Origin of the sequence: Bacillus sp. FSL P4-0248 (genome assembly GCF_038593305.1) — a bacterium.
GTDB lineage: Bacteria > Bacillota > Bacilli > Bacillales > Bacillaceae > Bacillus > Bacillus safensis.
This window is the reverse complement of sequence record NZ_CP151983.1, coordinates 2718242-2744402: the sequence shown is the minus strand read 5'-3', so window position 1 is coordinate 2744402 and position 26161 is coordinate 2718242. Positions and strand designations below refer to the sequence as shown.

Genomic DNA, 26161 nt, shown 5'->3' with positions numbered 1-26161 from the left:
ATAAAAAAATACGTACACGTCCAAATTCCAGTTTAGCAAAGTTCAAAAAGGTGTCAATATATTGATGCGATGAATCGGGAAAAAGATGTTTGCTAATCGTTGCCATATCGAAGAAAAGCTTGATTTTAGAACAGGTCCTGCCATTTTATCTTTGATGCTCTCGTTTCAATAAGCAGGAGCGAAAAAATCTTGAAAGCGTGATATAATAAGGATTCGAGGTTTTAAAAGCTGTTTTCTTTACTAAGTTCATCTGTTAAGGTTTATAATAGAAAAGCAGGTCATTCGACATATTCGAATGTTCATGTATTTTTTTGTTATGGTTTTATTTTTTATGTTATTTCATGGATTTTGGAGGAATGTATCATGGTGACAACAGTGCAAAGTACTTTCCGGCAGGAAGCGCTCGCGACATTAGAAGAAGCGAATAACGTCAACCATGCTGTTTTGATAAGCTACTCCAGAAGAGTTGACGATCTGGATCCTCTTGCCTTTTTCCAAAGCGGAGAAGCGGATTTTTTAGGCGAGCGGTTTTTTTGGTCTGATCCAGAAAGCCAAATGATATTTTCTGGACTTGGCAGAGCGGCCGTCATTAAATCATCTGAGCAAGGCAAGGAACGATTCGATATAGTCCATCAAGAATGGGAACAGCTAAAGCAGCACATGTTCCATTTTCATGATGAGAAGGAGTTAAAGCAAGCGGCTGTTGGTCCGCTTTTATTTGGAGGATTCTCGTTTGATCCGCACGAAGAGAAGGCGCGTCATTGGGAAGCATTTGGCGAGGCTCATTTTTTTGTGCCATCGATCATGCTGACTGTCTCAAAAGAAGGCAGTTTTCTTACGATCAATGAGTGGAAGCAGGTGGACGGGAATGTTCATCAGCTTATTCAAGAATTAGAACAAAAAGCCTCCCGTTTCGAGACATTGCCAGTACGGACTGGTGGACAAGCTGAACTTGTTCATATGGAAGAGCTGGATGTGAACGAATGGATGAAGGCGATCCAAGAAGCGACAGACCACATTCGTGCAAACGAATATGAAAAGGTTGTTTTAGCAAGAGAAGTCTTGCTTCACTATAAAAATCAAATTGAACTTGCTCCACTATTAGCAGAATTATTAAAGCACCAAACAACGAGTTATGTATTTGCGGTTGAACAGGGAAGACAAGCATTTGTCGGAGCCACGCCGGAACGCTTAGTGAAAAAAAGCGGCGGAGAGGTCTTTTCATCCTGTTTAGCAGGTTCCATTGTTCGCGGAAAAGATGAAGCGGAGGATCACGCATTAGGCGAGGAACTGCTGCATGATGAGAAGAATTTGATTGAACATCAAATTGTCGTCAATATGATTGAGCAAGCATTTAAAGCGAATTGCCTTCATGTGCATAAACCAAATCAACCAAGTCTTTATAAAACAAAAAACATTCAGCATTTGTTTACACCGATTGTGGGAGAAATCAAAAGCAGCTGTTCCCTCTTTTCATTAATTGAGCAGCTTCATCCGACGCCAGCATTAGGCGGATATCCTAAGGAAAAGGCGGTTGAAGTGATTCGTGAAATCGAACCGCTTAAGCGCGGCTGGTATGCAGCGCCGGTAGGCTGGATTGATTCTCAGGATAATGGAGAATTTGCTGTAGCCATTCGGTCAGGTCTTATTGAGGAAGATCGTGTTCGTTTGTTCGCTGGCTGCGGAATTGTAGAGGATTCCCTTGCAAAGCAGGAGTATGAGGAAACACAAGTGAAGTTAAGACCAATGCTGTCTGCTCTTGGAGGTCATCCTATTGAATAATCACATCATGACAACATATATAGGCAGATTGATGGATGAATTCGTCCAAGGTGGTGTGAAAGAGGCAGTTGTCTGTCCTGGTTCTCGTTCAACTCCGCTTGCGATGCTGGCCCTTGCTCATCAAGACATCCATGTCCATGTTTTAGTGGACGAACGGTCTGCTGCTTTTTATGCGCTTGGTCTTGCAAAAGCAAGTCAATCACCAGTGCTGCTCATTTGTACATCAGGTACAGCAGCTGCTAACTTTTATCCAGCCATTGTAGAGGCGCATTATTCTCGTGTACCTCTTATTGTGTTAACTGCTGATCGGCCGCACGAATTGAGGGAAGTGGGGGCACCTCAAGCGATTGATCAGCAATTCTTATTCGGTAAGTTTGTTAAATGGTTCACAGACTTAGCATTGCCAGAGGAAAGTCAAACGATGCTGCGTTATGTTCAGACAGCAGCTGCGAGAGCAAATCACATGTCGATGCAGGAGCCAAAGGGGCCTGTTCAGATCAATGTACCTCTGAGAGAACCATTGCTTCCTGATCTGTCTATTGACCCTTTCGCGCGAGAAGAATCAGACACGAAAAAGGTATTAGCATCAGGTCAGGCTTTCCCAAATGATCGAGTGATGTCTGAAATCGTAACCGTCATAAACCAATCCAAAAAGGGACTGATTGTGGCCGGTGAACTTCATACACAGGAAGAAAAAGAGGCAGTTTTACGCCTTTCAAAAGCCCTGCATTTACCTATTTTAGCTGACCCGCTTTCTCTTTTGCGCAACGGGCATGAAAATGAAGATCTGATCATCGATGCGTATGATTCTTTATTAAAAGATGAAGCATTACAGCAGCACCTATTGCCGGATATGGTCATTCGTTTTGGACCGATGCCTGTATCTAAGCCCTTATTCAAGTGGCTGGAAAAACATGCGGAAGTGAAGCAGATTGTTGTAGATGCAGCCGGAGGTTTTCGTGATCCTGGGTTAAGTGCTTCATACGTCATTGAAAGTACTGTCTCTGCTTTTGTAGAAGCAGCATTAAATCAAGCAGTACAACGTAAAGAGACAAGTTTCTTAAACTGCTGGCAGAATGCTAATTCTTCATTCAGAACGCATGCAGCCCGCTATTCAGATGAGGATTTGTCCTTTGAAGGGAATGTGTACCGTCAGCTTCAGCACCTCTTGCCAAAGGAGAGTGTCCTTTTTATCGGAAATAGTATGCCGATTCGTGATGTAGATACATTTTTTGAAACTCAGTCCAAGCCTTTTCGAATGATGGCGAATCGCGGAGCAAATGGCATTGACGGCGTTGTGTCCACAGCACTTGGCACGTATGCAGCATTGAAGCAGCCAGTCACTTTAGTCATTGGAGATTTATCATTTTACCATGATATGAACGGTCTGCTTGCAGCTAAGCTGATGGACATTCCGCTGACAGTTGTTTTGATAAACAATGATGGGGGAGGTATCTTTTCTTTCCTTCCGCAGGCGTCTGATAAACCTTATTATGAAAAGCTCTTCGGTACGCCGACAGGACTGAATTTTGAGTATGCATCGAAGTTATATGGGGGAATCTATTCGAAACCGGCAACGAAACAAGAGTTACATGATGTGTACATGGCGCATATCGATGAACCTGGGCTTCATTTAATTGAAATTGAAACAGATCGTCATTCCCGTGTAGACAAGCACCGTCAAATGATGGATGACATATTGGAAGAAGTGAAAAAAGAATGCCTTCGCTCATCATAAGAATGCGTGATGGGGTAGCGTACGAAGTGGTGGACCAGAACCCTTCGGCAGCAAATGCCACATTATGCTTACACGGCTTCACTGGAAGTGCAGCGTCTTGGACGTTCTTGAATGCTTATTTGAAGAATACAAGACTGATTCAGGTCAGCTTGCTTGGACATGGGCGTACGGACTCGCCAGAAAGTGTGAGAAGATATGCCATGTCTCAGCAGCTGACAGATCTTGTAGAGATTTTAAACCAATTAAAGCTTCACAAAGTGAATATTCTCGGATATTCTATGGGAGGACGTATTGCTTTATCATTTGCCGCTCGTTATCCAGATCGTGTCAATAAATTGATTCTTGAGAGTACATCTCCTGGGCTTCGCACTTTTAAAGAGCGGATGTCAAGACTAAAGCATGATCATCAGCTTGCTCAAAAGATTAGACATGAAGGCTTAGTGAAGTTTGTGGATTTTTGGGAAAGCATTCCTTTGTTTGCGTCGCAGAAAACTTTATCAGCGGAAAGGCAGACTGAGCTGAGAGAGGGAAGACTAAAAGCCAATCCTCTTGGACTGGCTCGCAGCTTAGAAGGAATTGGAACAGGTTCACAGCCGTCTGTTTGGAAGGCGTTAAAGCATATTCATTTGCCTGCTTTGTTCATTTGCGGAACGCTTGATGAAAAGTTCTGCCATATCGGCAAACGTATGCAGCAGGAGCTGAAAGGAAGTCAATTTATAGTGGCTGAGCATGCTGGGCATACAGTTCATGTGGAACAACCACATTTTTTTGGTAAAATAGTAAGTGAGTTTATTTTAGCGCAAGATTAGAGGAGGAAATATTGATGGCTATTGAATGGCAAACTGAGCGTCAGTATGACGAAATTTTATATGAAACGTACAATGGGATCGCAAAGATTACGATTAATCGTCCGCACGTACATAACGCGTTTACCCCGAAGACTGTTAGTGAATTAATTGATGCATTTTCACGGGCTCGTGATAATTCAGAAGTTGGTGTGATCGTACTTGCAGGTGCTGGCGGAAAAGCATTCTGTTCTGGTGGAGACCAAAAAGTTCGCGGCCATGGCGGTTATGTAGGAGACGATCAAATTCCACGTCTAAATGTATTAGACTTGCAGCGTTTGATTCGTGTCATTCCAAAACCAGTTATCGCAATGGTAGCAGGTTACGCGATTGGCGGAGGCCACGTTCTTCACGTTGTGTGTGACCTGACGATTGCAGCAGATAATGCGATTTTTGGACAAACAGGTCCAAAAGTAGGCAGCTTTGATGCTGGTTATGGTTCAGGCTACCTTGCACGTATTGTTGGTCATAAGAAAGCAAGAGAAATCTGGTACTTATGCCGTCAATACAATGCACAAGAAGCGCTTGATATGGGACTTGTTAACACAGTTGTCCCATTAGATCAGCTTGAAGAGGAAACGGTGAAGTGGTGTGAGGAGATGCTAGAAAAGAGCCCGACTGCTTTACGATTCTTGAAGGCTGCATTTAACGCAGATACGGATGGATTAGCTGGAATTCAGCAATTTGCAGGAGATGCGACACTTCTTTATTACACAACAGATGAAGCAAAAGAAGGACGCGATTCCTTTAAGGAAAAACGCAAGCCGGACTTCGGCCAGTTCCCGCGTTTCCCTTGATTCAATGATATCAATGAACAACAGCTTAGTGCATCAGACTAAGCTGTTTTCTTTTACAAAAAGGAGGTGTCATGATGAAGCAACCTAATTGGCTGCTGCACCGTGCCTATTTAACGCCAGATCGAGTCGCACTCATTTATCAAGAGAAAGAGTGGACATTTCACGAATTAGCTCAAGAAGCGGAAGAGCTGTCAAATAGACTTACTCAGGCATCATTGAAAAAAGGGGAAACGGTTGCGCTTTTGATGAACAATCATCCTCAAATGGTGATGCTTGTACATGCCTGTTTTTTATTAGGGTTAAAAATTGTGCTATTGAATAATAAGCTGACAAAAGCTGAAAGGCGCTATCAGCTAGAAGATGCAAAAGCCGCGGCGTTATTAACAGAATCTAGTTATGCAAGCGATCATGAGGGTGATTTACCCGTTTATACAATGGAAACTTTACCTGAACCAGGGCAAGGCCATGTCAACAAGATCGAGAGTGAATTTGATTTGAATGAAACAGCGACCATCATGTATACATCTGGGACAACAGGACGTCCAAAAGGGGTAGAGCAAACGTTTGGTAATCATTTCCATAGTGCTGTTTCCTCTGCACTGAATCTGGGTCTCAGAGAGGATGACCGCTGGCTCATTGCCCTGCCTCTTTTTCATATTAGCGGCTTATCTGCTTTATTTAAGTCTGTGATATATGGAATGACAGTCGTGCTTCATCAGAAGTTTGACGTCGATGAAGTAAAGGATTCTATTGAACGGCATCGTGTAACGATGATTTCTGTTGTGCAGACGATGTTATCTCGTTTGTTAAGCAGATTGGCAGAATGTCCGTCTTCTTTGCGCTGTCTTTTATTAGGCGGAGGACCTGCGCCTTATGCGATGCTTCAAGAAAGCAAAGAGAAGGGCTTTCCTGTCTTTCAATCGTACGGGATGACGGAAACCTGTTCACAAATTGTGACCCTTGCGCCCGAATTTAGTGTAGAGAAGCTTGGATCAGCGGGAAAACCTCTTTTTGGGTGTGAGCTGAAAATTCAAGATGGTGATCGCATTTGCCGTCCTTTTGAGCATGGCGAAATTATGGTGAAAGGTGCAAATGTGATGAAAGGATACCTTTACCGTGAAGAAGCGACCGCGGCTGCCTTTGATGAGGGCTGGCTGAAAACGGGTGATATTGGCTATGTGGATGAGGAAGGGTTCTTATTTGTGCTTGACCGCCGTTCAGATTTAATTATTTCTGGCGGAGAAAATATTTATCCTGCGGAAATTGAAGCGGTTCTGCTAACACATCCGCATGTCAAGGAAGCCGGAGTAACGGGTATGTATGATGATAGATGGGGAGAGGTACCTGCTGCTTTCCTTGTAACAGATGATAAGATACCGGAGAATGAGCTCTATGCTTTATGTGAGTCGCATTTAGCCAAATATAAATGGCCCGCCGCTTTTCACTTTGTGGACGAGCTGCCAAGAAATGCGTCGAATAAATTGCAAAGGCACAGACTCAGATCAAAGGGGTTTTCAAATGATTCAAATTGAACGAGTAATTTTATATCATGTCACGATGAAGCTTAAACAGCCATTTACAACAAGTCTTGGAACCATTTCAGAGCGTGAGTTTATTATTGTTGAAGTCAAAGATCAGACAGGATTGACTGGATGGGGAGAAGTCTCTGCTTTTTCTTCTCCGTGGTATACAGAAGAAACAATTGAGACTTGCTATCATATGCTGAGGGCTTTCTTTATCCCGAACGTGCTGACGCGCACCTTTACACATCCTTCAGAAATCCCTGACAGTCTGTATCATTTTAAAGGCAATAGGATGGCGAAAGCAGGCATTGAAGCGGCTGTTTGGGATATTTATGCGAAGCGTGAGAATAAGTCTTTACGCGATGTATTTGGCGGTACAAAAGATAAAATACCATCTGGCGTTGTGGCGGGGTTAGGCCCTATTGACGATATGCTTGAGCAAATTCAGCAATTTGTTGACCAAGGATATCAGCGGGTGAAGGTGAAAATTAAACCAGGACAAGATATTGGACTTCTTCAAAAGATCAGAGAGTCTTTTCCTGATCTGCCATTAATGGCAGATGCAAACTCTGCATATGAATTAAAAGATATTAGCAAGCTTAAGCAGCTGGACGATATTCGTTTATTAATGATTGAACAGCCTTTAGCAGCAGATGATATTGTGGACCACCGCCATTTGCAAAAGCATTTAAAAACGCCGATTTGTTTAGATGAAAGTATTTGTTCTTTAGATGATGCTAGAAAAGCTGTAGAGCTTGGCAGCTGTCAAATTATTAATGTGAAGCCTTCACGAGTTGGCGGATTGACAGAGGCTCTTAAAATTCATACGTTCAGTAAGGAGCATCAAATTCCGTTATGGTGCGGAGGGATGATTGAAACAGGTATTTCCCGAGCGCAGAACGTAGCACTTGCTTCGCTTCCTCAATTTACGATTCCCGGTGATATTTCAGCTTCGTCAAAATTTTGGGAGCAGGATATCATTTTTCCTGAAATTAAGGTTGAAAATGGGTTTATTGAGGTGCCTCGCTCCCCAGGAATGGGCGTGGAGGTTGATTACCAAGCGCTCCGTTCGTTTTCAGATAAAATCGACGTGTTTACAAAACATGATTTTGTGAGATAAAAACGAAGGAATCACCTTTTGCATCCCAAATAGAATCTAGATATAGTGAGAGAAAGTTTTTCCTTCCTGTCTGAACAAAAAAGAAAGAGCGGTGATCCGCTCTTTCTTACTCTTCAACCCACTCGCTGTCATAAGCAAGCTGTCCGATATACTGATGAATTTCACTTGGCATGTTTGATGCATGTCCATATTCATAATCCCAAAGATTTAAAAAGGAGTGAGCGGCTTGGTGGAATGCGGCTTCATCCGCGTCATGAATTTCGTCAAAAAACGTTTGAAGCAGCCGATCGTGTTTCAAATTGAAGCGCCTCCTTTAATGAGACTTAAAGGTCTTGTGGTTTAAACGTTTTACAATCCGTTTCTTCACTTTTCTCAGCCGTATTTCCTGTGTGGCTGACGACATAGATTGCATCTGCACCACAGCGGTTTCCAGCATTCCAATAGGAACAGTTATTGACTTCACAAAGGATTTTTTGACTCATACAGATGACCTCCTTTTGAGTATGTCTTTCATCTATAATGTAACCGAAATGGGGCTCGTCCATTCATGTTAATCTTCCTGACGAATATAGCGCTTATCCTTCATAAATAATTTCCAGAAGAAATAAAATCCGGGAAACAAGATGATAAACCCTACAATATAGGTGATAAATAATGCCCTAAATGTGACAGGGTCTGTAAATCCAGACATGATTGTAATATCTGGATAAGCCATGTAAGGCAAATGGGCACGCCCATACACATAGCTTGCTAAGAAATATTGAATGGTAATCGCAATGACGGCAAGGCGTGGTCTCCCTTTCCGATGCTTAAACCGGCTGTTTGGTAAAAATAGAGCCAGTCCTGCGAGCAGAAACATTAAGAGAGATACAAGAAGAATAGGAATGTTCTGCATCATTTTTGTGAACAGCCAATTGGCCTCGCTTCGTAATGTCAGCATGATAAAAAAGGCCATCATGAGTGAAAGTGGACCTGTAATGAGCGCCCCTCTTCTATAAATGCTGTAAGCTTCATCTTCATTAGCAACATTAGAGAAATCAGCTAAAAGCAAGGACGAAAGAAAAAGGGTGCTGAAGATGGCAAAGCCGACAAAAGAATAAACATTTGCACTTGTAAAGACCAGTCCTAGATCTAATGAGTAGACGTTGTTCTCCTGAAAGATAAATCCACCATGGGTGATTGGGAGAACCATGATCAGGATGGACGGAATGATAAAGCCGCTGATCCCTGAAATATACGTGACCGCTTTTCGGTATTTCTTAGGCAGTGAATGAGAAAACACGAGAAACCCGCTTCGCAGTGCAAGAAGCAATAATATGATGCTGCCGGGTATTAATAAAACGGTACCAAGTACAAAGGTCGCACCTGGAAACAGGCTGAACAATGCGACAACGATGGCGACAATAAAGACATTTGTCACTTCCCATGTCGGAGAAAGGTACTTATTTGCGATATTAGCGGCCTTTGTTTGTTCTCTATTCATATAAATCATCGACCAAAATCCTGCGCCGAAATCCATTGATGCCATCACTGCATAGATAAAAACGAATCCCCATAAGATGGTGATTGCAATGAGCGCATCAGTTGTAACATCCATTTGCATCAAGATCGCTCCCTTTTTAAGATTCTGTTAACCGTAGGTCTTCTTCAATCGAATGTTTTCTAAAGTAGTACGTCAGCACAATAACGGTTGCTATGCCTAAGATGAGATAGACAATGGCAAAAAGGATAAAAAGTGTCCCGATCGAGCCTGATGATGTGACAACCTCTGAGGTTTTGAGCATTCGATAAATAACCCATGGCTGGCGGCCTGTACAAGCAAAAATCCAGCCAAATTCAATAGCCAAAAGACTAAGAGGCCCGCCGAATAAGTAAAGAAAAAGAAGCCACTTCGGAAATTTGTCCCGTTTTAAAATTTTACGGTAAAGCAGCGCTAATACCGCAAATAGAATGAGCACCGATCCAATAATGACCATGCCGTTAAATAATGTGTGTATAAATAAAGGCGGCCACTCGTCACGAGGAAAATCATTTAAGCCTTTGACCACTGTATCAAAGCTATTTCCTGCCAGAAAACTGAGCGCCCAAGGAATTTCGATCGCACCTTTAATTTCCTGCGAATCAGCATCCGTAAAACCACCTATTGCAAGAGGCGCATGTGATTGCGTTTCAAATAAACCTTCAGCTCCAGCCAGCTTTTCAGGCTGATATTCATACAGAAGCTGAGCGGATTCGTGGCCATTTAAGGCTGTTAGAAAAGAGAAAAGTCCTCCTACAATGAGTCCAAGAAAAAGGGCTTTTCGATGAAATGTATAGAGCTTCTCATTTTTTCTCGTTTTGAGCATTTTAAAAGCTGCAACTGAAGCAATCACAAAAGCACCTGTTGTAAAAGCAGACAGCACAACATGTGTAGCAGTTACAGCAAAGCTTGGATTGAAAAAGGCCTTCCAAGGCTCGATATTTGTGATTTCTCCATTCACCATCTGAAAGCCGGCAGGTGTCCCTTCAAAAGCATGTACGTTTGTAATTAGAATCGCTGATGCAGCTGCACCAATGACGATAAAAATAACCGTAATGATGCGCATTGCATTTGATAGGCGATCCGCTGCGTACACATAAATAGACATAAATAATGCTTCTATAAAGAACGCATAGATTTCAATCTGGAATGGCAGTGACATGACCTTTCCGATGACCTCCATAAAACCTGGCCATAAAAGGGCAAGCTGCGTACCAGCAATAGTACCTGTTGGAATGGCGACCCCTAACAGAACAGCCTGTGCTTTTGTCCACCGCTTGGCCATGATGGCATAATGCGGGTCCTTCGTTTTTTGAAAGATGAGTTCAGCTAACAAAATCATTAGCGGGATGCCAACGCCAAGCGAGGCATAAATAATATGAAAGCCCATGGTTGTGCCGAACAGGCTTCTAGCTAAAACGAGATCAGTCAATTTTTTCTCCGCCTTTCTTATCGCTTCTCTTTTTCATGATGCTTATTATTCTCCACCATTTTTAGATTATTCTTCCTGACTAAGAAAGCTTGTTTTTTGACAAGTTGTAAAAGAGGGAGTAGAATATGAATATAAAACGTAACCGTTACGTTTTATTAATGAAAGGAGTTTTGACATTGAAAAGAGATATTCATCCAACCTCACATGAAGTTGTATTTATGGACGTAAACAGCGGTTACCGCTTCTTGAGTAGATCAACAAAGACATCAAATGAGACAGTAGAGTGGGAAGATGGGAAAACGTATCCTGTCATTAAAGTAGAAACAAGCTCTGATACGCATCCTTTTTATACAGGACGTCAAAAATTCGGAGAAAAAGGCGGAAGAGCTGAGCAGTTTAAGAAAAAATATCAAATGTAATCAAAAAAGCACGCCTGATAACGGTGTGCTTTTTTTTACAGCAAAAAACCCCGGTTGATCACCCGGGGTTCAAAGCATTAATCATTTAATGCAGTTTTTAAGGTCTTTAAGTTTTGTTTCATTAAGCTGACGTAGCTTTCGCCATTTTTGACATCATCCTCAGTAATGGATTCTAGATTTTTAAGGGTCAAGCTTTTTGCCCCAATTTCACTGCGGATTGTATCTGATACTTTGCTGCTGACGTTGTTTTCAAAAATAACGTATTGAATGTGATGCTTTTCCGCTTTTTGTACAATGTTTTCGAGCTGTTTTTGTGATGGCTCCTCAGAAGCGGATAATCCTAAAACACTGATTTGCTCAATGCCATAGCGCTTTTCCCAATAACCATAAGCTGCGTGAGAAACTAGGATTTCTTTATGTTTCGCTTTAGATAATGTTGTTTTGAATTCTTGATCTAATGATTGCAAATCTTTTTTTAGATTTTCATAGTTTTTTGTGTATTCGTCTTTATGATCTGGATCTAATGAGACGAGTGTGTCTTTAATGTTTTTCGCCATTTGCTGCGCATAAACAGGATCTAACCATGCATGAGGGTCTTTATCTCCGTGATCGTGCCCATCATGGTCGTGATCTTCTCCTTCGTGGTCATGATCTTCGCCTTCTTCATGTGCATGTTCTTCTTTTGTCGATAACAATTTGATGCCTTCGGCTGCTTTGACTGTTTTCACACCTTGGTTTTTTAGTGTGGCAGCAGTTTTGTCTGCGAATGCTTCAGCCCCTGTGCCGCTGTAGATAAAGGCATCACCTTCAGCCATTTCAACCATTGTTTTTGAACTTGGTTCAAAGCTGTGTGCATCTGCATTTTCAGGATACACGCTTTGAGCATGAACGTGAGAGCCGCCAATTTTTTCAGTAAAATCTTGGATTGGGAAGATCGTGGTGTAAATGATTAGTTTCCCGTCTGCCTTACCTTTTGTAGCATTAGTGCCCGCACTGCTTGAGCAAGCGGCAAGACCGATCGCGAATAAAGCAGCTGTTAAAATAAAAAAGATTTTTTTCATGTAGAAAATGTCTCCTCTCAATCTAATAGATAGAAATGATTACGATTTAATGTCCTGAGTTATTATATCGTAATAGTTACGATTTGAAAAGAGGAAAATAAAAAATTTTCGTCAGCAGATGTTTCCTCTAAAAAAATAAGCTGCAAAACGTGACGAAATTTCTTACATTGTGCTATATTTATTTTTAAAAAAAGATAAAGGAATGGACAAACGTATGAAACTTTTAGATGAAATCATCGAATATAATCAACAATTTATTGAAGAAAAGAAATACGAAGAATTTACAACAACAAAGTTTCCACAGAAAAAAGCTGTCATTCTATCGTGTATGGATACAAGACTTGTTGAACTGCTTCCGCGTGCCATGAACATGAAAAATGGTGATATTAAGATTGTCAAAAGTGCTGGGGCGCTTGTTTCTCATCCATTTGGAAGTATTATGCGAAGCATTTTAGTTGCTGTTTACGAATTAAATGCTGACGAGGTATATGTCATTGGGCATCATGATTGCGGGATGAGTAAAATAGACAGCCAGACACTTTTAAATAAAGCCGTTGAGCGCGGTATTCCAGAAAAACGTATTGAAGTACTGGAATACTCAGGAATTGATTTTAAACAGTGGCTCAAAAGCTTTAGTTCAGTCGAAGAGAGCGTGAAGGACAGTGTGTCCGTAGTGAAAAATCACCCGCTTCTTCCATCAGATGTACCTGTACACGGGCTTGTCATTGACCCTGGAACAGGGAAGCTTGACTTAGTTGTCAACGGATATGAAGAAAAGTAAGTTATTTTTCCTTTTTAGGCGGAACAGGATCGATGCCGCCAGGATGAAGCGGATGACATTTCAAAATCCGTTTTATGGTGAGCCAGCCGCCCTTGACCGCGCCATGCGTTTTGATCGCCTCTAGTCCATAGTTTGAGCATGTTGGATAAAACCGGCAGCTTGGCGGTGTAAGAGGGGAAATACATTTTTGATAAAAGCGTATCATGCCGATAAAAATTTGTTTCATAGAGGTTCCTCCTTGTCTGTCTTCCACAGTATAAGAAAAAAGGACAAGGAAGGAAAGTTTTATAAACTAAACTGGTCGGAGAAATATGTTATAATATAGGAAATTGCAATTATAGGAGTGGTGATTATGCCTTCAGTCGAAAGCTTTGAACTTGATCATAATGCTGTAAAAGCGCCATATGTTCGTCATTGCGGCGTTCATAAAGTGGGATCAGATGGGGAAGTAAATAAATTCGATATTCGTTTTTGTCAGCCCAACAAGCAGGCGATGAAACCTGATACGATTCATACATTAGAGCATTTGCTTGCGTTTAATATTAGAACACACTCAGAGAAATATGATCATTTTGATATCATCGATATTTCTCCAATGGGCTGCCAGACAGGCTACTATTTAGTTGTCAGTGGTGCACCAACTCCAAAAGAGATCGTTGAACTTCTTGATGCAACATTCAAGGATGCGGTTGAAGTAACAGAAATTCCTGCTGCAAACGAAGAGCAATGCGGACAAGCGAAGCTTCATGATCTTGAAGGGGCAAAACGTTTAATGCGTTTCTGGCTTTCTCAGGATCAAGAAGAGCTTTTAAAAGTATTTGGTTAATAGAAGGATGAACCGGACATTTAGATGTCCGGTTTTTTATTTGAATTTAAACAGAGATGTCAAAATAGGGGATATTTGTTAAAATGGACATGTCAGTAAAAGAAGGGGGAAACGCAGGATGCGAAAAATGTTGGGAATGATTCTGATGCTCACGTTATTAAGTGCATGTGGAAACTCTGCAGCAAATAGCGGCAAAGGGGAAGTGCCTGAGTTATTAGAAGTAAAGCTCACAGGACCTGAGCAAGTGGAGAAAAATGAAAGCGTTATAGTAAAAGCAGCTGTCACATACGGTGATAGGCCTGTTGATGATGCAGATGATGTTCAATTTGAAGTGTGGAAAGATGGCGACAAGGATAACAGCAAGATGATTCAGCCAAAGAAAGAAAACAAGGGTGTATACGAATTGCACACAGCCTTCAAAAAAGATGGCCTTTATATCATACAAGTCCATGTGACAGCTAAACAGCAGCATAATATGCCAAAAACGAACATCCACGTAGGTGAGGTGAAAAAAGAGAGTTCATCTACTGAAGAAGAAGAAACCTCACATCATTAAAAGCGGATTTATTTTGGATTAGGACGTTGATTTGGTTCTGCATCCTGTGGTGAATCGACTTTATGCTTATATTCATAAGCCTTCGATGTCGTCCACAATGATAAAAAGACAACGATTGAGATAATGATAAAGCTGATAATCCCAAGTAACAGCATCTAACTCCCTCCTTATTTCCATATTAACATATATTTCATGCAGTCAAAATAGAAGAAATTGACGGCAGGTTTCAGTATAATAAGAAAAGGGTATTCTCATACTAAACGCAATTACATAAGGAGGAATAAATATGTCTGAACAATTATTAAACGTCGTCAATAAACAAGTAGCTGATTGGACTGTGCTTTACGTGAAATTACATAACTATCATTGGTATGTAAAGGGGAAAGATTTCTTTACACTCCATGAGAAATTTGAGGAACTATATACAGAAACAGCTACATATATTGATGATTTGGCTGAGCGTATGCTTGCTTTAAATGGACAGCCTGTTGCGACAATGAAAGAGTGCTTAGAAATTTCCAGCATTCAAGAAGCAGAGGGCAAAGAATCAGCGGAGCAAATGGTGAAAAATCTATATGATGATTTCTCCAATATCGCTGAGGAATTAAAGCAAGGAATGGAGCTGGCTGCAGAGGTTGGCGATGAAACTACAGGTGATATGCTGCTTGCGATTCATCAATCCATTGAAAAACACAACTGGATGCTTAAAGCATATTTAGGATAATACACGTATGTGAAAAGAATGTCGGTCATAAATAGACCGACATTCTTTTTTATTGGAATCGGGACAGACAGCCCATTGAAATCATAGGGCTTTCAGCCGAAGAGAAAAGAGAAGGGAGGGAAGTAGATGTCTTCTATTGCAGGAATGATGAGTCAGCAAGTAGCGAGCATTCAAAAGACACTCAATATTAGTTTGTTGAATTCACAGCTTGCTACGAATACAGCACAAGCTATGGTGATGCTGGATCAAGTGCAGCAGCAGCCTCAAGCTGTTCAGCCAAAGGATTCAGATGCTTCATTTATTGATGTCAGAGTCTAAAAAGAGAAGCCGCCTTATGGGGCGGCTTTTTTGGTTTCATTCGTCTCCCTGAGGACATAACAGCGCCTTTTATTTTTTGTCGTCCAAGCTATTGCGAGAATTCGGCATATACTATTGAGGTAAGGAGTTCCACTTTGAAAGGATGTTGATGCCAAGTGAGCAAGGATTTAGGCATCTTTTCGTTGGTTACAGTGAGTTTGTCGGCGATGGGCTTTCTGTTTGGTGGAGCAGGATATTTATTGATGATTTTAGTGACGTTGATGGCTATTGAATTAATTTGTTCAAGCCTAAGAGAATCTTTGACTGGGCAGCTCACAATGAAGCGGTTTTTTACGCGGCTTGTTCGAAAGATCGTGACAGTCTCCTTAATATCGATGGCGCATTTCTTCGATGTCATGCTGAAGACAAATGGGACGATTAAGGATTTAGCGATCATCTTTTATATTATTTATGAATCTTACCAAATCGTCTCGACAGCCAGAGCCCTTGGAGTTCCCATTCCACAGTTGTTTATTGATGTATTGGACATGTTGAAAAATAAATTGCGCAAAAAGCCGTAATTTCCTCATATCTGGTCATACTAAAGGAAAAAGGATGATTCAGATGGCGAGACACACGTACTATGTATCCGTACAAGATGGATCGATATCGCAGCATAGAGATGCAGCGGCTTGGCAATTTCAAATAGAAGCAGATGATGATCAAATTTTGCAGCTGAGAGACTATTTCGATGAACAGTATATGACAGATTGGAAAGGCTTCTTTCGGGCGCATGTTCCGTTTCTTGAATATCATTATGATAGTCCAAATGATGAAATGGATAGAAAAAGAAAAGAGATTTACACAATGATTTATGAGCTCGGCAATGAAGAGACAAGGAGCTTTATTGAGACAAATGGTTTGATGAATTGAAAAAGCATGTAGAGATTCTCTACATGCTTTATTTTCGCGGTTGTAAAATGCCTCCGATCAAATCGCTGATCCCGCCGCCTCTATTTTCCTGCTGTGAATTGGTGAACTCATGAGAGGAGCTCTGGCTCTGAGGTTTGTAGCGATTATCATCTAAGCCCACCCGTAACCCAGATGTGCGCTCAGATGGCTGGATAATGACGATTTGATCTTGTTCCTGGAACTCAAATAAGTAGGATTCGCCAGATGTTTGTCCAATGAAAGTCTTCCAGTTCACATCTAGTTTGACCTTCGGTGCCTTGCCTGTCCAAGCAACAATTGCGTCAGGGTCTACACGGCAGGGGGCTCTTAAAATGAGCGGATTTCCATTCGTTTTGATGGCTACCTGCGCTCCGTGCCCTTGATAAGAGAGTTTTGATGTAAACAGACCTTTCTGTGATAAAATACCAACGCCTACTGGTGTGACGCCGTAATGGCATTCCTCAGTAAAGGCAAGTAAATCTTCACTTTCTACACTTACATGCTGCCAAGGACCGCTTGGCTCAAGGTTAATCACTGTTACATGCTCGCTTGCATCCGCCAAGTAGCAAGTACCTTGTCCACTCACTTCCATCATCTCAAGGTTTTCCCCTGTGAATTTCCTGCTGATATGGTTAAATACTTGGCTGACCATATTTCCTTTATTCGTTCCAAGTAATCGCTTGCGGTATTGGAAACTTCCTTGATCCGCAATCATGGCGCCTTTTTTGGCAAAAAAGATTCCGCTGCCTTCTGCTTGTAAGGTAAGTTCTTCTATTGTGTTGAAATGAAATCCCATAGGTGCCGGCTCCTTTCCTGCGTCAAGATGTAAATCCGTAGATGCGGCATAAATCATTTAAATCTAGAGTAGTCCCTTGCCCGGTCGCGGTGATTTTCCATTCTTCCTGATCTCTCGTGAGTTCAGCGCATATAATGGATGTACAATACGAATAATCCTCTGTTAACTGAAAGGTACAAATCTCTTGCTGCGAGATTTGATCCGTAAGTCGCACGTAGGCATTGGTGACTTGTCCAAAATGATGCTGTCGTTCGTGTGCATCATGTATCGTGGCTGTGACGACAATTTTATGAATATCAGGTGAGACTCTGCTTAATTGCATAATAATCATTTCATTGTCTCGATACCCTCCGCCAAATTGATGATCCCCAAGATGACGCACAGCTCCATCTAAGCTTTGCTGCTGGTGATAATAGATCAGATGCTTAGGAGACAACAGCTTGTCCTCTTCATTTAAAAGAAACACTTGCGTATCTAAATCAATTGGCTGACCAGCAAGGTCCCAACCAAGCCCGATATGAATTTGGTCGACCGCTGGATTGTCTTTTGTTAAATCTAACTTTTGCCCTTTCACGAGGTGTTTCTTGATCACCTCATGGGGTGCGTTTTGTTTTGACCCATTTTTTATACTCATGCTGATTTCCTCCTCGTTGTCATAGGACAAACACTGATTCATTTACGTCATATAGGGATAAAAGGTTTCATGATTAAAATTGGGTGAAGTTGGAGATGATAAAAAGGTTTTAGAAACAATACCTCATTTTAGATACAGACGAGTTGGAACTACTCGTTTGTTTCACTTTTGATAAAAATTCTTCAGATAAATGTGATCTGTGGTATGATGTTTTACAAGAAGCAAGGACAGGATATGAGGGATTTCACATGCATGTATTTAAAGACTATTATCATAATACGGTCAAGCTCTCTTTTGAGGAGAAGCCTTTTTCAAGTCATCCTAAGCATGTTTGGGCCATCTGCCGCTACCAAGGGAAATGGCTGCTCACTGAACATGAGGATCGGGGCTATGAGTTTCCAGGAGGGAAAGTTGAGCCGGATGAAGAAGCAGACCAAGCCGCTATACGGGAGATTCAAGAAGAGACGGGTGCTGTTGTTCGTGAATTAACGTATATTGGTCAATATCAGGTGCTGGGCAGAGAAAAGGTCATTGTCAAGAATATTTATTTCGCTGATATTGAAAAGCTAGTGAAGCAAGACACGTATTTTGAAACGAAAGGACCCGTTCTTTTCGCAGACTTGCCAAGATCCATCGCAAAAAATAAGAATTTCAGTTTTATTATGAAAGATGATGTGTTAAGACAAAGTCTTGCTTATTTAGAAAAGAACGGTTTGATTCGTTAAAAAAAGCGCAGGGTGACAATCCCTGTGCTTTTTATTTTTGAAGAAAACGGCGTTCGAGCCATTCCACAAGCTGGTACATGATGGTCGCAAATACGGCAATAATGAAAAGACTTAAGAACACGAGTGTAAAGTTGAAGACTTGAAAACCGTAAATGATCATGTAGCCGAGCCCTTTTGAGGAAACAAGAAATTCCCCTACGATAACCCCAACCCAAGAAAGGCCGACATTGACTTTGATCGCAGAAATCATCGTTGGAATACTAGCTGGCAAAATGACCTCGCGAAAGACGACGCTTTTTTTCGCACCAAAGGTTTTCATCACCTTTAAATAATTCTCATCGACCTCTTGAAAGGCTGTATAAATGACGATTGTCGTAATGATCACACTAATGATTGCGCCCATGGCAACGATGCTGATCATGCCAGGCCCAAGGGCAACAATTAAAATCGGGGCGAGGGCAACTTTTGGCATGGCATTTAAAATGACTAAATAAGGATCAAGAACGTTTGCCAGGCGGGTGGACCACCATAAGGCGGCAGCGAGCAAAATGCCGCAAAAGGTACCAAGTAGAAAACCGAGCACCGTTTCAAATAATGTAATACTCATATGATTCACTAAAGACCCATCGGATATTTTTTGTACAAACAATTGGCAGACTGCTGATGGTGAACTAAATATCAGTGGATCGATAAGGCGATAATGACTGGCAAGCTCCCAAAGCGAAAAGAAGCTGGCGAAAATAATGAACTGATAGATTCGGGTCATGCGTTTTTCCATTCGGTATTTTTTGCGATAGGCTTCATGTAAAAGATCACTGTGTTTCAACTGTTTTCAGCTCCTTCCAAATCGTTTGAAAGAGCTCTTGGAAACTCTGGGTCTGTCTCGCTTTGAAAGGAGAAAGAGTCCTCAGATCATCTGGAACGGTAAAGATTCGCTGGATCGAGCCAGGATGCTTTGAGAATAAGAAAATGCGGTCACTCATCGCAATGGCTTCGCCGATGTCATGTGTCACAAGGACCGCTGTTTTTTGATAGTTTTTGAGTGTATGAAAGACGAGATCCTCTAAAGTGAGTTTGGTTTGGTAGTCTAGAGCTGAAAAGGGCTCATCTAGTAAAAGCAGACCGGGGTTCACTGCAAGCGTTCGGGCGAGAGCCGCACGCTGCCTCATACCGCCTGACAGCTCCTTCGGGTATTTTTCCTCTACATCATGAAGGCCAAGCTTAGGCAGTAAGCCAAGAGCGGCGGAGGTGGCTTCATGTGAATCTTGCTTAGTAATTTTTAACCCGAGAATGATATTTTCCTTGATGGTTTTCCAAGGGAACAAATAATCTTGCTGGAGCATGTAGCCGATTTGATGCTCCTTTTGATTCGGTTCTTTTCCTTCGATTAAAATTCGGCCTTCAGAGGGCGGCGTTATTCCTGCAATGATAGACAGCAGGGTGGTTTTCCCGCAGCCGCTGGGACCAATAAATGAGATAAATTCTCCTTGGTCTATCTCCATATTGATATGCTGTATGGCCGTTGTTTTTTCTTTTAAAGAGAAGTACGTGTGGGTCACATGGTCAATTTGAAGGAAAGACATGTGCTACCTCCTATTCTATTTGTGTTCTGTGACCTTCTTTGCAATGGATGAATCGACAAGTTGTTTGTACGGGATAAATTTCGGCAATTCATCGCTCTCCTTCATGATTTCCTGCAATTTGTTCCATTCCTCTTCATTCAGAAGGGGATCTGCTGCATAGGAGTCCTGCTGTTTGTAGCGTTTAATGGCAGTTGATAAAACATCAAGTTCTGTGTCAGGAAAATGAGATTGAATGGTTTTGGCAATCTCCTCAGGCTGCTTGGATTCTACCCATTTCTGCGCTTTGTAAATGGCGCGAGTGAAGGCTTCAGCTGTCTCTTTGTTTTCCTCTAAGTAACTCTTCTTTGCCATGAAGGTGGTATACGGCACCTTTCCGGAAGCCTCTCCAAAGGAGGCGGTAATGTACCCTTTGCCTTCTTTTTCAATTAAGGATGCTGTCGGTTCGAATAACTGCACAAAATCGCCAGTTCCAGAGGAGAAAGCACCTGAAATGTTGGCAAAATCAATATTTTGAATCATGCGAAGATCCTTTTTTACATCAATGCCTTCCTTTTTCAGGACATATTCACCGACCATTTGCGGCATGCCGCCTTTCCGCTGTCCAAGAAAGTCTTTTCCTTTTAATTGATCCCAAGAGAATTCGCTCACTTTCTCCCTTGAAACAAGAAATGTACCGTCTGTTTGTGTCAGCTGTGCAAAGTTGATGACAGAGTCTTTTGTGTCTTGAGCCTCTACATAGATAGAGGATTCAGATCCGGTCAGGGCGATATCTGCACCGCCGGATAAGAGAGCTGTCATCGTTTTATCGCCGCCCCAGGTCGTTTTTAATTCAACCTCTAGCCCTTCTTCTTTGAAGAAATCCTCAGATAAGGCAACATAGAGCGGAGCATAAAAAACCGAATGGGTCACCTCGGCTACTTGTACGGTCTGCTCTTGTTCTTTTTTACAGGCGACAAATGGAATAAAGAGCAGGACAACGACGATGAATGCCAGTCTGACTTTGATGGAACGATTCAAGAGTAATTCGCCTCCTTTGTTCTAGATCACTAATTAAAGTATGTCAAAAGGGATTTTTGGTGAGTGCCTAGATGAAAATAAGAAGCGCATTGTTTATTTATAGAACGTGTCTTTTTTTCTATACTAGAAGCATGAATACTTTCTTGAATTTGGAAGAAATAAAGGGGCGGTTTCGTGTATAGAGTGAGTTGGGTATTTCTTGGCTGGTATTTAGTAGGGCTCATATTAATGGTCTCTTTTGAAGTGCCAGCATGGCTTCAGTTTGCAAATGGCATTTTCCTTGTGCTGTATGCCTGCTGTGTGATAGAGATTGGGCGAAATATTTATGGTTCATGGGGGTTTGTGATCAAAAGGGCAGCTATTGTCGGGGTGCTGACATTTACGGTTGAATGGATAGGGATCACAACCGGTTTTCCTTTCGGGGCCTATGACTATTATCCGACGTTAGGTTTTCTAGTGGCAGGGGTGCCTTTAACCATTGCTTTTGCATGGGTTGGTGTGTTTTTAAACAGTCTTTTTTTAGCCAATCAGCAGTCGAAATGGAAACGAGCTGTCGAAACGGGGATATGGATTGTCTTGCTTGACCTCATATTAGACCCAGTAGCGGCTGAACGGAAATTTTGGGTGTGGTATGACGGCGGTGGTTTTTATGGTATTCCTTTTGAGAATTTTGTGAGCTGGGGTATGATTGGAGCAGGACTTTCCTTTCTCTTCCCGCTTGTTCAGGTTGGTCAAAAGGCCCTCAGCTGGACGAGCCGTATTTATCAGGCAATGGTGTTCTTTTTTGGTGTGCTGGCATTAAAGGGCGGGCTCGATGTCATTTTTTATTTAGCGCTAATCATTGTTATTTTGTGTGAAGGAAGGGTTCAATTTGAAAGAAAGCGACAAAAGCCGATCGTTTAGACGTATATTTTCTCTTTATCTTGAGCGGTATTTACTTCATAAACATTTCCGCTGCGTGATGATGAAAGGCGCTGTGGACCCAAACGAGAAGCTGCCTGTTCTTTATCTCGCTAATCATAGCTCCTGGTGGGATGGACTGATTATCTTTCTTTTAACAGAAAAAGCGTCCGAACTCGATCACTATATGATGATGGAGGAGAAACAGCTGAAGCAATATGCCTTTTTCCGAAAGCTTGGTGCCTTTCCGGTTCAGAAAGAGAATCTGAAAAGTGTGAAGCAAGCATTAATGATGGCAAAAGAGAACATGCAGGCTGGCAGGGCTGTATGGCTTTTTCCACAGGGGAAAATCATGCATCAGGATGTGCGGCCGCTTGAATTGGAGGGCGGGGCTTCTTTTTTAGTGAGACAATTTGAGCAAGTCGTGGTGAAGCCTGTGACCTTGCATTATACATTTAATCAATTTCAAAAGCCGACAGTATCTGCTGTGTTTGGTGAAGATACCTTTGTATCTGGCGGAGAACTTCGAAGCAAGGACGTGACGCATCTGCTTAGGGATCTCCTTGAAACGCAGTTAAACGCACATCAAGCACAGGTCATCGCTGACCCTGATTTTTCAACCAATCAAGAATTTAGACAGATGACAAGGACAAGTCAATCAACAAGTGATGCGTTTGATTCCTTTAAAAAGTGGGTGAAAACATGGCGGTCTTCTTAACCGTGATCAGCGTACTCTTGCTCTGTCAGTTTATTTTCACCATATGGAATATGAGGCAGCTTCCTGTTTTAAAGCCAGCATCCTTTTCGCCGGGTGAACCTATTTCGTTATCGATTCTGATTCCAGCGAGAAATGAGGAAAAAAGGATAGAAGCCTGTCTTCAGTCGATCGTTGATCAACGTCTTTACCCGAAAGAGCTTATCGTACTTGATGACCATTCGACAGATCAGACAAGAGCGATGGTGGAGCGCTTCGCAGAAACATATCCGTGGATCCGTCTCCTTTCAGGTCAGCCATTAAAGCGGGGCTGGCTTGGTAAATCATATGCCTGCTCTCAGCTCGCTGAGGCAGCAGCTTCTGACTGGCTGCTATTTTTAGATGCGGATGTCCGATTAAAAAAAGGGGCAGTTGAATCAGTATACAAGCAGTTATGCATGCAAAAAACGGGCATGCTGTCAGGTTTTCCAGAACAAAAAACAGGCACATTGTTTGAGCATCTTGTGGTTCCTATGATGATGTTTACCATTGGCTGTCATCTGCCAGTGAAATGGATAAGAAAATCTAAGAATCCCGCTTTTGCCGCAGCACATGGCGGTTTTATTGCCATTGAAAAGAATTGTTATCACGACATTGGCGGGCATAAAGCGATCAAGGATTCACTCGTTGATGATATGGCTTTGGCTAAACGGGTGAAGGAAAAAGGCTTTCCGTTCACACTTGCAAGCATTCATCCATTTGTGTATATGAGAATGTATGAAAGTGGACAAGAGGTTTGGGAAGGTTACCGGAAAAATTTGTTCCCGGGTGTGAATCGAAGCATTCCTCTGTTAAGCAGTGTCTTTTGTTTATACACCCTCCTTTATTTGGTTCCTGTCATTTGTTTCATGATCGCATTGTTTCAGCTGGATGTTTTGAGCATATGCTTAGCCATTCTTTGCTATGGGCTGGGTGTATCGATTAAAGCGGCAATTGATATTGAAAACGGGCGGACCTCTGCAATGGCTTTTTTATTGCCGGTCAGTATTTTAAGCCTGATCGCCATTGGCTTTGCTTCTGTGAAAATCGGTCTGAAAAAAGAAGGGTATGAATGGAAAGGAAGAAGGTACCAATGAAAAAAGTGATCATCATCGGCGGCGGACTTGGCGGATTATCAGCCGCGATCCGTCTACAGTCACGCGGGGTTCAGGTCACCATTTTAGAAAAAGAAGCGGCTTTAGGCGGGAAATTGCAGCGCCATCACGGAGCAGGCTACTCTTTTGATTTAGGACCGAGTACCATTACAATGAAGACATATTTTGAAGAAGTGTTTACAGCCTGTCATAGACGGATGGAGGATTATGTGACCTTTTATCCGATTTCTCCGCTTACCAAAAATTTTTTTCCAGATGGACATACGGTCGAGTTTACGCCGAATATGGAGCAAATGGAATCACAAATTGCTGCATTCAGTCCTGAAGATGCGAAGCAATACCGTGCATTTTTGCAGGAATCAAAGGCGCTTTTTCAAAAGGCAGAGGAGCAGTTTTTAAATCGTCTGTTATTGAGCTGGAAGGATAAGGCGGATTTAAAGCTGATGAAAGCACTTCTCGCTGTCAAACCGTTCACATCGGTTCAGCGCCTGCTGCGTCAATATTTCCGTCACCCCCATACATTGGCGATGTTTGGACGGTATGCTACTTATATTGGCTCCTCTCCCTACGAGGCGCCGGCTATTTTTAATATGATGGCGTATTTAGAAGGGGAGAAAGGGATTTATGGAATACAGGGCGGTACATATCGTTTAGTTGAGGCATTTGAGACACTGGCAAAAGAATTAGGTGTTCAGATTCACCTCAATGAACAAGTGAACAAGATTCATGTGAAGGATCGGCAGGTCAAAGGAGTGGAAACGGATCAGCAGATGTATGAGGCAGATCAAGTCATTGCAGGAGCAGATGCGCTGACCGTATACCGTCATCTCATAGATGAAAAAAACCGTCCTCGTTATTTAAATCAAAAACTGTCTGACATTGAACCGTCGTTGTCGGGCTTTGTTCTCTTATTAGGTGTACCTAAAGTCTATGAACAGCTGGCCCATCACAATGTGTTTTTCCCTGAGGATTATGAGCAAGAATTCAAGGATATTTTTCAGAAAAAACAGCTGCCTCAAGACCCGGCGCTATACATATGCTATTCAGGTCATTCAGAACCAGCTTTAAGCGGAGGACCGGGAAGAAGCAACCTGTTTGTACTGGCCAATGCACCTTATGTGACAAAAGAGCAAGATTGGGACATGCTAAAGGAGACATATCGTCAGCATGTAAAAAACAAATTAATGGAAAAAGGTCTTTTTGATTTGGATGAGCTTATCGAATATGAAGCGGTTCAAACCCCGCTCGATCTGCAGCAGAAAACGGGGGCATATCGTGGAGCCATTTATGGTATGTCTTCAAACTCGTTCAAACAGGCATTTTTTCGCATCAATAATCAGTCAAAGGACATTGAAGGACTTTGGTTTGTTGGGGGAACAAGTCATCCTGGCGGCGGCACGCCGATGGTGACAAAATCAGGCCAGCTTGTCGCAGAAGCGATGCTGAAGCAATGGACGTAATCAAAGATGAAAAGGAGAGAAATCGAGTGATTGTGGAAAAAAGAAGGTTTCCGTCGCCCCATCCGCATATTCACTTATATACAGTGACCTATGAGGCAGATGGACTTCGGATGAAAGGGCTGCTCGCTGAACCAGCCGGAGAAGGTTTCTACGACGGCTTTTTGTATTTACGAGGCGGCATTAAAAATGTGGGGATGGTCAGACCGGGCCGGATTGTGCAATTTGCCGCGCAGGGCTTTGTCGTCTTTGCTCCCTTTTACCGGGGAAACCAAGGAGGCGAAGGGAACGAAGATTTTGCCGGAGAAGATCGAAAAGATGCGTTCGCTGCCTTTCAACTGTTAAAACAGCACAAAAAAGTGAAGAAGGACCGCATTCATATCTTTGGTTTTTCGCGAGGCGGTATTATGGGCATCTGGACCGCTGTTGAAATGAAACAGGAGGCAGCTTCCTTTGTCACATGGGGAGGCGTCAGTGATATGAAACTGACTTATGAAGAGCGTGTGGATATGAGACGGATGATGAAGCGTGTGATTGGCGGCCCGCCGCATAAGGTGCCAGAGGCATATGAGAACAGAACCCCTTTAAATGATGTGGACAAAATTGAAGCACCTGTCCTTATCATCCACGGAGAAGAGGACCAAAATGTATCGATTGAGCATGCGTATTTGTTAGAAGATGCGCTGCGCCAGCACGGGAAATCCGTGGAGACATGGTATTTCCACGGATACAACCACTATTTCCCGCCGCAGCATAATCGAGAAATTGTGAGAAGGCTGACCACATGGATGCACAGCCGAAAAAGCGGAAATGTGGTAAAATAAGCAGTA

At 42.3% G+C, this 26161-nt stretch carries 32 protein-coding genes; 20 read left to right on the top strand and 12 right to left on the bottom strand.

What is annotated here, in order from left to right:
• Positions 1-363 precede the first annotated feature (363 nt).
• The 6 genes from NST65_RS14090 (at position 364) to menC (ending at position 7805) form a co-directional block, all read left to right on the top strand.
• Positions 364-1782: an isochorismate synthase MenF gene (locus NST65_RS14090; protein ID WP_265193584.1), complete on the top strand. Its 1419-nt coding sequence runs from the start codon at positions 364-366 to the stop codon at positions 1780-1782.
• On the top strand, positions 1775-3520 hold the full coding sequence (gene menD / locus NST65_RS14085; RefSeq protein WP_342489020.1) for a 2-succinyl-5-enolpyruvyl-6-hydroxy-3-cyclohexene-1-carboxylic-acid synthase: 1746 nt from the start codon (positions 1775-1777) through the stop codon (positions 3518-3520). Before NST65_RS14090 ends, menD begins: the two co-directional genes overlap by 8 nt.
• Positions 3502-4329, top strand: coding sequence for a 2-succinyl-6-hydroxy-2,4-cyclohexadiene-1-carboxylate synthase (gene menH, locus NST65_RS14080; protein WP_024425779.1), 828 nt, complete (start codon positions 3502-3504; stop codon positions 4327-4329). The genes menD and menH overlap by 19 nt, the downstream gene beginning before the upstream one ends.
• 14 nt (positions 4330-4343) lie before the next feature.
• Complete coding sequence (gene menB / locus NST65_RS14075; protein WP_024424937.1) at positions 4344-5162, top strand: 1,4-dihydroxy-2-naphthoyl-CoA synthase; 819 nt, start codon at positions 4344-4346, stop codon at positions 5160-5162.
• 71 nt (positions 5163-5233) lie between these two features.
• Positions 5234-6694, top strand: a complete 1461-nt coding sequence (locus NST65_RS14070; RefSeq protein ID WP_327823196.1) for an o-succinylbenzoate--CoA ligase — start codon at positions 5234-5236, stop codon at positions 6692-6694.
• Positions 6681-7805: an o-succinylbenzoate synthase gene (gene menC / locus NST65_RS14065; RefSeq protein ID WP_326484213.1), complete on the top strand. Its 1125-nt coding sequence runs from the start codon at positions 6681-6683 to the stop codon at positions 7803-7805. The genes NST65_RS14070 and menC overlap by 14 nt, the downstream gene beginning before the upstream one ends.
• 106 nt (positions 7806-7911) lie before the next feature.
• Here menC and NST65_RS14060 read toward each other — a convergent pair whose 3' ends face one another.
• From NST65_RS14060 to NST65_RS14045, 4 genes are all read right to left on the bottom strand, one after another.
• Positions 7912-8103, bottom strand: a complete 192-nt coding sequence (locus NST65_RS14060; RefSeq protein WP_326484214.1) for a hypothetical protein — start codon at positions 8101-8103, stop codon at positions 7912-7914.
• A 25-nt stretch (positions 8104-8128) separates the two neighbouring features.
• The gene (locus NST65_RS14055; protein WP_008360682.1) at positions 8129-8287 is read right to left on the bottom strand and encodes a DUF1540 domain-containing protein; all 159 of its coding nucleotides are present in this window, start codon (positions 8285-8287) and stop codon (positions 8129-8131) included.
• A gap of 68 nt (positions 8288-8355) precedes the next feature.
• Complete coding sequence (locus NST65_RS14050; RefSeq protein ID WP_169510868.1) at positions 8356-9402, bottom strand: cytochrome d ubiquinol oxidase subunit II; 1047 nt, start codon at positions 9400-9402, stop codon at positions 8356-8358.
• 22 nt (positions 9403-9424) lie between these two features.
• Complete coding sequence (locus tag NST65_RS14045) at positions 9425-10756, bottom strand: cytochrome ubiquinol oxidase subunit I (RefSeq protein WP_024425783.1); 1332 nt, start codon at positions 10754-10756, stop codon at positions 9425-9427.
• Positions 10757-10932: 176 nt separating this feature from the next.
• On the opposite strand from NST65_RS14045, the gene NST65_RS14040 reads away from it, so the two are divergent.
• Complete coding sequence (locus NST65_RS14040) at positions 10933-11175, top strand: type B 50S ribosomal protein L31 (protein ID WP_024424931.1); 243 nt, start codon at positions 10933-10935, stop codon at positions 11173-11175.
• 77 nt (positions 11176-11252) lie between these two features.
• On the opposite strand, the gene NST65_RS14035 is transcribed toward NST65_RS14040, so the two are convergent.
• Complete coding sequence (locus NST65_RS14035) at positions 11253-12236, bottom strand: zinc ABC transporter substrate-binding protein (protein WP_326484215.1); 984 nt, start codon at positions 12234-12236, stop codon at positions 11253-11255.
• 214 nt (positions 12237-12450) lie between these two features.
• On the opposite strand from NST65_RS14035, the gene NST65_RS14030 reads away from it, so the two are divergent.
• Entirely contained in the window at positions 12451-13017 is a 567-nt protein-coding gene (locus tag NST65_RS14030) for a carbonic anhydrase (RefSeq protein ID WP_024424929.1), read from the top strand.
• 1 nt (position 13018) lies between these two features.
• Here NST65_RS14030 and yidD read toward each other — a convergent pair whose 3' ends face one another.
• The gene (gene yidD / locus NST65_RS14025; protein ID WP_024424928.1) at positions 13019-13243 is read right to left on the bottom strand and encodes a membrane protein insertion efficiency factor YidD; all 225 of its coding nucleotides are present in this window, start codon (positions 13241-13243) and stop codon (positions 13019-13021) included.
• A gap of 126 nt (positions 13244-13369) precedes the next feature.
• Here yidD and NST65_RS14020 point away from each other — a divergent pair, with 126 nt between their 5' ends.
• Both NST65_RS14020 and NST65_RS14015 read left to right on the top strand, forming a co-directional pair.
• On the top strand, positions 13370-13843 hold the full coding sequence (locus tag NST65_RS14020; protein WP_003217624.1) for an S-ribosylhomocysteine lyase: 474 nt from the start codon (positions 13370-13372) through the stop codon (positions 13841-13843).
• Positions 13844-13961: 118 nt separating this feature from the next.
• A complete protein-coding gene (locus NST65_RS14015) occupies positions 13962-14399 on the top strand; it encodes a FixH family protein (RefSeq protein ID WP_041116883.1) in 438 nt (145 codons plus the stop codon).
• A gap of 8 nt (positions 14400-14407) precedes the next feature.
• On the opposite strand, the gene ytzI is transcribed toward NST65_RS14015, so the two are convergent.
• Complete coding sequence (gene ytzI, locus NST65_RS14010) at positions 14408-14554, bottom strand: YtzI protein (RefSeq protein WP_003217544.1); 147 nt, start codon at positions 14552-14554, stop codon at positions 14408-14410.
• Positions 14555-14685: 131 nt separating this feature from the next.
• Here ytzI and NST65_RS14005 point away from each other — a divergent pair, with 131 nt between their 5' ends.
• From NST65_RS14005 to NST65_RS13990, 4 genes are all read left to right on the top strand, one after another.
• Positions 14686-15123, top strand: a complete 438-nt coding sequence (locus tag NST65_RS14005) for a Dps family protein (protein WP_024424926.1) — start codon at positions 14686-14688, stop codon at positions 15121-15123.
• A 126-nt stretch (positions 15124-15249) separates the two neighbouring features.
• Positions 15250-15441, top strand: coding sequence for a hypothetical protein (locus tag NST65_RS14000; RefSeq protein WP_024424925.1), 192 nt, complete (start codon positions 15250-15252; stop codon positions 15439-15441).
• 155 nt (positions 15442-15596) lie between these two features.
• Entirely contained in the window at positions 15597-16001 is a 405-nt protein-coding gene (locus tag NST65_RS13995; RefSeq protein WP_034279395.1) for a phage holin family protein, read from the top strand.
• 43 nt (positions 16002-16044) lie between these two features.
• Positions 16045-16353, top strand: coding sequence for a hypothetical protein (locus tag NST65_RS13990; RefSeq protein ID WP_024425787.1), 309 nt, complete (start codon positions 16045-16047; stop codon positions 16351-16353).
• Positions 16354-16381: 28 nt separating this feature from the next.
• Here NST65_RS13990 and NST65_RS13985 read toward each other — a convergent pair whose 3' ends face one another.
• Together NST65_RS13985 and NST65_RS13980 are read right to left on the bottom strand one after the other, a co-directional pair.
• On the bottom strand, positions 16382-17167 hold the full coding sequence (locus NST65_RS13985; RefSeq protein WP_176966855.1) for an AIM24 family protein: 786 nt from the start codon (positions 17165-17167) through the stop codon (positions 16382-16384).
• A 22-nt stretch (positions 17168-17189) separates the two neighbouring features.
• Complete coding sequence (locus tag NST65_RS13980; protein WP_046312174.1) at positions 17190-17801, bottom strand: TerD family protein; 612 nt, start codon at positions 17799-17801, stop codon at positions 17190-17192.
• Between the two features lie 248 nt (positions 17802-18049).
• Here NST65_RS13980 and ytkD point away from each other — a divergent pair, with 248 nt between their 5' ends.
• Positions 18050-18526, top strand: coding sequence for an RNA deprotection pyrophosphohydrolase (gene ytkD, locus NST65_RS13975; protein WP_025093666.1), 477 nt, complete (start codon positions 18050-18052; stop codon positions 18524-18526).
• 31 nt (positions 18527-18557) lie between these two features.
• Here the strand turns inward: ytkD and NST65_RS13970 are convergent, their stop codons facing one another.
• Genes NST65_RS13970 through NST65_RS13960 form a run of 3 tightly spaced genes read right to left on the bottom strand, consistent with a single transcriptional unit; the run spans position 18558 to position 21126 of the window.
• Positions 18558-19352 carry an ABC transporter permease gene (locus NST65_RS13970; RefSeq protein ID WP_176966856.1) on the bottom strand — a complete coding sequence of 265 codons (795 nt, stop codon included), beginning with the start codon at positions 19350-19352 and terminating at the stop codon, positions 18558-18560.
• Positions 19339-20109, bottom strand: a complete 771-nt coding sequence (locus tag NST65_RS13965; protein WP_034279407.1) for an ABC transporter ATP-binding protein — start codon at positions 20107-20109, stop codon at positions 19339-19341. The genes NST65_RS13970 and NST65_RS13965 overlap by 14 nt, the downstream gene beginning before the upstream one ends.
• 15 nt (positions 20110-20124) lie before the next feature.
• On the bottom strand, positions 20125-21126 hold the full coding sequence (locus NST65_RS13960) for an ABC transporter substrate-binding protein (RefSeq protein WP_081124704.1): 1002 nt from the start codon (positions 21124-21126) through the stop codon (positions 20125-20127).
• 174 nt (positions 21127-21300) lie between these two features.
• Here NST65_RS13960 and NST65_RS13955 point away from each other — a divergent pair, with 174 nt between their 5' ends.
• From NST65_RS13955 to NST65_RS13935, 5 genes are read left to right on the top strand one after another with little or no spacing between them, the layout of a single operon-like run.
• The gene (locus NST65_RS13955; RefSeq protein ID WP_342489014.1) at positions 21301-22029 is read left to right on the top strand and encodes a carotenoid biosynthesis protein; all 729 of its coding nucleotides are present in this window, start codon (positions 21301-21303) and stop codon (positions 22027-22029) included.
• Complete coding sequence (locus tag NST65_RS13950; RefSeq protein ID WP_065214487.1) at positions 21998-22744, top strand: lysophospholipid acyltransferase family protein; 747 nt, start codon at positions 21998-22000, stop codon at positions 22742-22744. The genes NST65_RS13955 and NST65_RS13950 overlap by 32 nt, the downstream gene beginning before the upstream one ends.
• On the top strand, positions 22729-23856 hold the full coding sequence (locus tag NST65_RS13945) for a glycosyltransferase (RefSeq protein WP_176966858.1): 1128 nt from the start codon (positions 22729-22731) through the stop codon (positions 23854-23856). The genes NST65_RS13950 and NST65_RS13945 overlap by 16 nt, the downstream gene beginning before the upstream one ends.
• On the top strand, positions 23853-25334 hold the full coding sequence (gene crtI, locus NST65_RS13940) for a phytoene desaturase family protein (protein WP_342489012.1): 1482 nt from the start codon (positions 23853-23855) through the stop codon (positions 25332-25334). The genes NST65_RS13945 and crtI overlap by 4 nt, the downstream gene beginning before the upstream one ends.
• 26 nt (positions 25335-25360) lie before the next feature.
• Positions 25361-26155, top strand: coding sequence for a prolyl oligopeptidase family serine peptidase (locus tag NST65_RS13935; protein ID WP_041107366.1), 795 nt, complete (start codon positions 25361-25363; stop codon positions 26153-26155).
• Positions 26156-26161 lie beyond the last annotated feature (6 nt).